This window comes from Oleiphilus sp. HI0061 (genome assembly GCF_001635675.1).
This window is the reverse complement of the sequence record NZ_LWFE01001605.1, coordinates 1-1148: the sequence shown is the minus strand read 5'-3', so window position 1 is coordinate 1148 and position 1148 is coordinate 1. Positions and strand designations below refer to the sequence as shown.

Sequence of the window (1148 nt, the reverse complement as noted above, 5' to 3'; positions counted from 1 at the left end):
ACATAAACAGCCTGACTTTCTTGTTCACTGAATATAGCTACCAAAACATTCGCGCCAGTAACTTCTTTCTTACCAGAAGACTGAACATGAAATACTGCACGCTGCAAAACTCGCTGAAAGCCCAGAGTAGGCTGAGTTTCTCGCTCTTCATCACTCGCTGGAATAAGTGGTGTAGTCGAGTCTACAAAATCGGTTAACTCCTCTCGAAGCTCCGACAATTCGGTACCACACGCACCCAGCACTTGTAGTGCGGCATCATTGTCGAGCAAAGCCAATAGCAAGTGCTCAACAGTCATAAATTCGTGACGCTTCTCACGGGCGCTTCGAAACGCTTCGTTCAAGGTCAGTTCGAGGTCCTTACTTAACATCTTTCACCCCAGAAATTATTATTAATTCGCTCAATGTGATTACCCATGTAAAACGCAGAACTATATCTATAAAGCTCTAGACTGCTTTGATTTCACACAATAATGGGTGATCACAATCAGCCGAATATTGATTCACCAGCGCCACCTTTGTTTCTGCAATGTCCCGACTGAACACGCCACACACGGCATAACCTTGAGTGTGAACAGCTAACATTACCTGGGTCGCCTTTTCTTCATTCATAGAAAAAAACTTTAATAGCACCTCAACAACAAAGTCCATCGGCGTGTAGTCATCATTTAACATGACAACCTGATACATCGAAGGCTGTTTAAACGCTGGCTTAGCAGGAGCGACAAGCAGATCATCTTCATGACCTGGATCATTTTGCGTTCCTTGAGCTAATACTAGTAGAGAATCTTTAGTTTTACTCATAGTTTGATACGAATTTTTACATTTCTCTTTATTTGGGGGTAGATACGTATTTTGCAACAACTGAGCTTATAAAGAAATCGCATAAAGAAAAACATGAGCAAAACTATCGAAAGAATTACGGCCAGGCATCATATCTTTCGCCCAAATCGCTTGACAGCATTAAGAAAATATTTGACAGTAGCGACTTGATGCGCTTTGCATCGGAATACAAATAAAAATAAAACTTCAGGTGTTTGAACTTTTACATGCCCAAGAACCCAAAAAGGCAGTCTGACATCCTTGAATTCTTTATTCAGGATTGCCAAGACACATAGTTCGAACGCAGGAGACACGGGAGTCGATAATGC

At 41.7% G+C, this 1148-nt stretch carries 3 protein-coding genes; all 3 read right to left on the bottom strand.

Annotation, left to right across the window (positions count from 1 at the left end):
• The coding region (locus A3735_RS24885; protein WP_304440020.1) for a Clp protease N-terminal domain-containing protein at nucleotides 1–368 on the bottom strand (368 nt) is incomplete at its 3' end.
• Between the two features lie 76 nt (nucleotides 369–444).
• Nucleotides 445–801: an ATP-dependent Clp protease adapter ClpS gene (gene clpS, locus A3735_RS24880; RefSeq protein ID WP_068516258.1), complete on the bottom strand. Its 357-nt coding sequence runs from the start codon at nucleotides 799–801 to the stop codon at nucleotides 445–447.
• 128 nt (nucleotides 802–929) lie between these two features.
• Nucleotides 930–1148 (bottom strand): hypothetical protein (locus tag A3735_RS32125; protein ID WP_231877528.1); only part of this gene is annotated, 219 nt, incomplete at its 5' end.

Coding starts and splice junctions, on each gene's coding strand:
- clpS (WP_068516258.1), bottom strand. CDS start 801: ATGAGTAAAACTAAAGATTCTCTACTAGTATTAGCTCAAGGAACGCAA.